Source organism: Phenylobacterium sp. (genome assembly GCF_004799395.1).
Taxonomy (GTDB): domain Bacteria; phylum Pseudomonadota; class Alphaproteobacteria; order Caulobacterales; family Caulobacteraceae; genus Phenylobacterium.
In genome coordinates, this window is sequence record NZ_SSMZ01000172.1 from 1 (window position 1) to 5122 (window position 5122).

The 5122-nt window shown below is 70.7% G+C and carries 6 protein-coding genes; 3 read left to right on the forward strand and 3 right to left on the reverse strand.

Annotation, left to right across the window (positions count from 1 at the left end):
- The first annotated feature begins 4 nt into the window (after nt 1-4).
- Genes E8A12_RS11475 through E8A12_RS11485 form a run of 3 tightly spaced genes read left to right on the forward strand, consistent with a single transcriptional unit; the run spans nt 5 to nt 2412 of the window.
- The gene (locus tag E8A12_RS11475; RefSeq protein WP_293368776.1) at nt 5-634 is read left to right on the forward strand and encodes a TetR/AcrR family transcriptional regulator; all 630 of its coding nucleotides are present in this window, start codon (nt 5-7) and stop codon (nt 632-634) included.
- A gap of 15 nt (nt 635-649) precedes the next feature.
- Nucleotides 650-1498, forward strand: a complete 849-nt coding sequence (gluQRS, locus tag E8A12_RS11480; protein WP_293368766.1) for a tRNA glutamyl-Q(34) synthetase GluQRS — start codon at nt 650-652, stop codon at nt 1496-1498.
- Complete coding sequence (locus E8A12_RS11485) at nt 1495-2412, forward strand: EamA family transporter (RefSeq protein ID WP_293368768.1); 918 nt, start codon at nt 1495-1497, stop codon at nt 2410-2412. The genes gluQRS and E8A12_RS11485 overlap by 4 nt, the downstream gene beginning before the upstream one ends.
- Here E8A12_RS11485 and E8A12_RS11490 read toward each other — a convergent pair.
- The 3 genes from E8A12_RS11490 to E8A12_RS11500 form a co-directional block, all read right to left on the reverse strand.
- On the reverse strand, nt 2393-2944 hold the full coding sequence (locus tag E8A12_RS11490; protein WP_293368770.1) for a YbhB/YbcL family Raf kinase inhibitor-like protein: 552 nt from the start codon (nt 2942-2944) through the stop codon (nt 2393-2395). The two genes, E8A12_RS11485 and E8A12_RS11490, sit on opposite strands and share 20 nt — an antisense overlap.
- Before the next feature lie 200 nt (nt 2945-3144).
- The gene (locus E8A12_RS11495; RefSeq protein WP_293368772.1) at nt 3145-4572 is read right to left on the reverse strand and encodes a protein adenylyltransferase SelO; all 1428 of its coding nucleotides are present in this window, start codon (nt 4570-4572) and stop codon (nt 3145-3147) included.
- Nucleotides 4573-4574: 2 nt separating this feature from the next.
- On the reverse strand, nt 4575-5122 hold a 548-nt coding region (locus E8A12_RS11500; protein WP_293368774.1), incomplete at its 5' end, for an SDR family oxidoreductase.

The window sequence follows — 5122 nt, forward strand, 5'->3', positions numbered from 1 at the left end:
ACCGATGAGAGACTCTCAAGCCGCTGAGGCAAGGCCATATCACCACGGCGATCTGCGCCGGGCGCTGATCGACGCCGCCAGCCGGCTGCTGGAGGCCGAGGGGCCGAGCGCGCTGTCGCTGCGCGCCGTGGCCCGCGAAGCCGGCGTCAGCCCCGCCGCGCCCTATCACCACTTCAAGGACAAGGGCGAGCTGCTGGAGGCGGTGGCCCATGAGGGCTGGGAGTTGCTGGACGCCGCGCTGGCCAAGGCCAAGGCCGACGCCCCCTCGCCGCAGGAAGCGATCAACGGCCTGGGCGTGGCCTACGTCTGCTTCGCCCGCGAGAACCCGGCGCTCTACCGCGTCATGTACGACCGCGCCCGCGACCGCGAAGACCTGCCGGACCAGATGCAGGACGACAAGGACAGCGCCTATTGCAAGGTGCGCGACACCCTGGTCGACGCGGGCGCCGATCCGAACGACACCCTGGACATCGAGCTGGCCACCACCGCGGCCTGGTGCTCAGCCCACGGCCTGGCCGAGATGGCCGGCTTCAAGCAGTTCGACCACCTGAAGGAAGCCTGCGGCGGCGAGGTGCCGTTCCTGCGGGCGATCTTCCAGCACATGGGTCTGGCTCCCCGCCACGAGGCGGACTAGACCGCAGCGGACGCCATGTCCGCCTTCGTCACCCGTTTCGCCCCATCGCCCACCGGATACCTGCACCGGGGCCATGCCTTTTCCGCGCTGACAGCTTTCGAGGCCGCGCAGGTCGCTGGGGGGCGCTTCCTGCTGCGCGTCGAGGATATCGACCGCACCCGCTGCCGGCCGGAATATGAGGCGGCGATCCATGAGGATCTGGCCTGGCTGGGACTGGACTGGGAGACCCCGGTGCGTCGCCAGTCCGACCACATGAGCGACTATGGCGCGGCGCTGCGCGAACTTTCCGAGCGCGGCCTGACCTACCGCTGCTTCCGCACCCGCCGCGAGGTGGCCGAGGCCATCGAAAGCGCCCCGCACGGCGCCATGGAGGCCTTCCGTGGCGCGGCCCTGCCGCCGGAGGAGGAGGCCCGCCGCGTCGAAGCCGGCGAACCCTACGCCTGGCGCCTGTCGCTGGACGCCGCTGAGCGCGCCCTGGGCGGCATCGGCGGCTTGAGCTTCCTGGAGGAGGGCGAAGGTCCGAATGGCGAGCGCGGGGCGATCCTGGCCCGCCCACGGCTCGGCGGCGACGTGGTCCTGGCGCGCAAGGACGTCGGAGTCGCCTACCACCTCGCGGTCGTGACCGACGACGCCTCGCAAGGCGTCAGCCACGTGATCCGCGGCAACGACCTCTTCGAGGCGGCCCACGTGCAGCGCCTGTTGCAGGCCCTGCTGGGGCTGCCCGCGCCGACCTACTGCCATCACCGCCTGCTCACCAGTCCGGACGGCCGGCGCTTCGCAAAGCGCGACGGCGCCCAGACGCTCCGCGAGCTGCGCGCTTCGGGTATGACGCCGGACTCATTGCGCGAGGAGTTGGGGTTTTGAGCGAGGCGGTCATCCAGCCCACCGAGGCGCCGCGCTGGCAGGCCGTGGCCATGCTGGTGTTCGGAGCCTGCGTGATCGGCTTCTCCGGCATCCTGGTGCGCCTGACCGGCACCGGCCCGGCGGCGGCCGGCTTCTGGCGGCTGACCTTCGCGCTTCCCCTGCTGGCGATCATGACCCGGCGAATGTCGGGCCCGCTCGGCAAGCCCTCGCCCATCGCCCTCCTCTGCGGCGTCTTCTTCGCCCTCGACCTGGGCTTCTGGCACTACGGGCTGAAGTACACCTCGGTCGGGGCCTCGACGGTGCTGTCGAACCTTGCGCCTGTGGTGGTCACGGCGTTTGCCTGGATATTCCTGAAGCAGCGGCCCCGCGCGCTCTTCCTCCTGGCCATGACGGTGGCTGTGGCCGGCGCCTGGATGATGGGGGTCGGCCGTGGCGCCGGGGCGCCTGTGGTGAACGCGCCGCTGGGCAACCTGCTCTCGCTGGCGACGGCCTTCTGGTACGCCCTCTACTTCCTGGCCATCGCCCAGGGCCGCAAGACGGAGGCCGCTAGCCGGCTGATGTTCTGGTCGGGCGTGGTGGGCGCCCCGCTGCTGCTGGGCTCGGCGCTGCTGCTGGGCGAGCAGGTCCTGCCATCGACCCTGGCCGGTCTCGCCGCCTGCGCAGGGCTGGGCTTGGTTCATGTCACCGGCCAGGGCTCCATCGCCTGGGCGATGGGACGGCTGCCGACCTCGCTGGCCTCCGTGGTGGTGTTGGTGCAGCCGGTGGTGGCGTCCTACGCCGGCTTCGCGCTGTTCGGCGAAGCGCTGGGGCCCCTGCAGACGGCGGGCGCGGCCGTGGCGCTGGGCGGCGTCGTCCTGGCCCAGTGGGCCGCGCGGCCGAGGCCCCAGGGCGCCCTCAGCCCCGCGGCGCCTTGAACGTTCCGACCACCTCGCCCTTGGCGATCACGTGACCCTTGGCCGCCGCCAGCAGGGCGTCGCGTTCAGCGCCGGCCGGGAGATTCAGCATCCGGTCTAGGGCGAGGACCTGGAAGTGATAGTGGTGCGGCGGGTCGGCGGCCGGCGGATGCGGCCCGGAATAGCCCAGCGACCTGTGGCTGTTGATCCCCTGGACGCCGAGCTGCGCGCCCTCGGTGGCGACCGTCACGCCCGCCGGAATGTTCCAGGCGGCCCAGTGCGAGACCGGCTGCGGGTCCGGTCCATCCGGGTCGTCGACCAGGATCGCGTAGGATTTCGCCGCGCCCACCGTTGTCCATTTCAGAGGCGGCGAGATGTTCTGGCCCCAGGTGGAATACTTCAGGGGTATCGCCGCGCCGGGGGCGAAGGCCGAGGAGCCGACGCCGATGACGCCGGTCGTCTGGGTTTCCGGCCGCTGGGTCGATACCAGGCCGCCGGCGACGGCCGGAAGGGCCGCCATCAGGGCCGCGGCGGCGATCAAGGCGGATTTCATGGCGGCGTCTCGCGGGTTGTTCCAGGCGGTGACGCCTTCAACCGCCAGCGCGCGGCTAAGGTTGCCGCCAGGTCAGCTCATCAGGCCGAGAATGCAGGCCGCGAAGACGACGGACGAAGCTCCGGCGATCCACCACATGACGTCTTTCATCGCGCCACATCCTTCGAGCCCCATAGTGGCCGGAACGGCGCACACGCGGGTCAGGTTCCCTGGGCTGGCAAGCCCCATGCCAGGCGGGCGGATTCGATCCCTGACAGCTTGGCGTGGAAGGCCGTCCAGTCGTCGATTTCGGCGATCGGCGCCCACAGCGCCTCGATCTGGTCGTAGAGCAGCTCCTCCGGCTCTGGCCGGCTGAAATAGGGGTCGGCCAGCCGCTCCGGGCGGTCGGCCGTGAAGTCCGCCAGCAGGCCGCGGAAGGTCATGAATCCATCGCGTCCATAGAGCTCGGCGCGGAGGCCAGAGAGCGCACGGGTCTCCTCACCGCAGAACCAGTCGAAGAAGAACGGCTCCCAGCGCAGCGCCTCGCCGCCTTCGGCGAAGGCCTGGAAGGCGGCCTGTACGAGCGCCGCGTCCTCTTCGGCGCCGCGCCGCCGGACGCCCAGCCGCGCCAGCATCGCCGCGGTCAGCTCCTCGCGGTAGGCGAAGCCGAAACCGTTCAGGCCGGCGACCAGCCCATCGGCGTCGCTCACCAGGCTGAGCGCGCCCGCCAGTTGTTGCAGGCTCCAGAACACCGCCTCCGGCTGGCGTCCGAACGCATAGAGCCCGTGCTGGTCGAAATAGGCGGCGGTGAAATTCGGGTCGTTGTGCGGCAGGAACCGGTAGGGCCCGTAGTCGAAGCTCTCGCCGGTGATGTTCATGTTGTCGGTGTTGAGCACGCCGTGGACGAACCCGGCGGCCATCCAGCGCGCCGTCAGCCGCGCGGCCTGGGACACAACCACCTGCAACAGGGCCGCCGCCCGGTCGGTCGCGCCCTCGAGCTCCGGGTAATAGTTGGCGATCACGTGGTCCACGAGGGCGCCGATCCGGTCGCCGCGCTCGAAGAAGGCGTGGCGCTGGAACGTGCCGAAGCGGATGTGGCTGTGGCTGAGACGCACCAGCACCGCCGAGCGCGTCGGGCTGGGCTCGTCGCCCCGCTCCAGGTCCTCGCCGGTCTCGATCAGCGAGAACGAGCGCGATGTGGGAACCCCTAGCGCCTCCAGCATGGCGGTCGCCAGCACCTCGCGCACCCCGCCCTTCAGGGTCAGCCGCCCGTCGCCCGACCGCGACCAGGGCGTGCGGCCCGAACCCTTGGTCCCGAGGTCCAGTAGCCGGTCCGTTCCGGCCTCGCGTATCTGGGCGAAGGTGAAGCCACGCCCGTCGCCGAGCTCGGGGTTGTAAACTCGGAACTGGTGGCCGTGATACCGCTGCGCCAGCGGCGGATCGATATTCCCGGGCAGGGGATCGAAGCGCCCGAAATGGGCGACCCACTCGTCGTCGGTGAGCGTATCGAGGCCCACTGTCGCGGCGGCCCGGTCGTTGCGGAACCGCAGGGTGGTCTTCGGGAACGCCTCCGCCCGCACGGGGTCAGCGAACTCCGGGCCCAGTTCGGGATAGTGCGGATCGGGTCGGTAGGTGGGCGAGACCGGCACGGTCAGCCGATCCGGACGCCCATGCCGCCGTCGACCGGCAGGATGGCGCCGGAGATGAATTTGGCCTCGTCGGACGCCAGGAACAGGGCCGCGTAGGCGGTGTCCCAGCCATCGCCCATCTTGCCGCCCAGGGGCACGCGGGCGTCGCGCTCGGCGCGGACCTCGGAGGTCGGACGGCCGGTGGCGCTGGCGATGCCGCTGACCGCCATGGGCGTGTCCATGTAGCCCATCATGATGGCGTTGCAGCGCACGCCGTAGCGGGCGTTCGACTGCGCCACGCTGGTGGTCAGCCGGTTCACCCCGGCCTTCGAGACCTCGTAGGCGAACTGGATGCCGCCGGCCCGCGCCGCCAGCGACGAGATGTTGACGATCGCGCCGCCGCCCTGCTCCCGCATGGCCGGCAGGGCCGCCTTGATGGTCAGCCACATGCCCTTGAGATTGACCGTCATGATGCGGTCGAATGCGGTCTCCTCCAACCGATGCGCCGGAGCGTCCCCGCCGCCGATGCCGACATTGTTGATCAGGATATCGAGCCGGCCGTAGCGGTCCC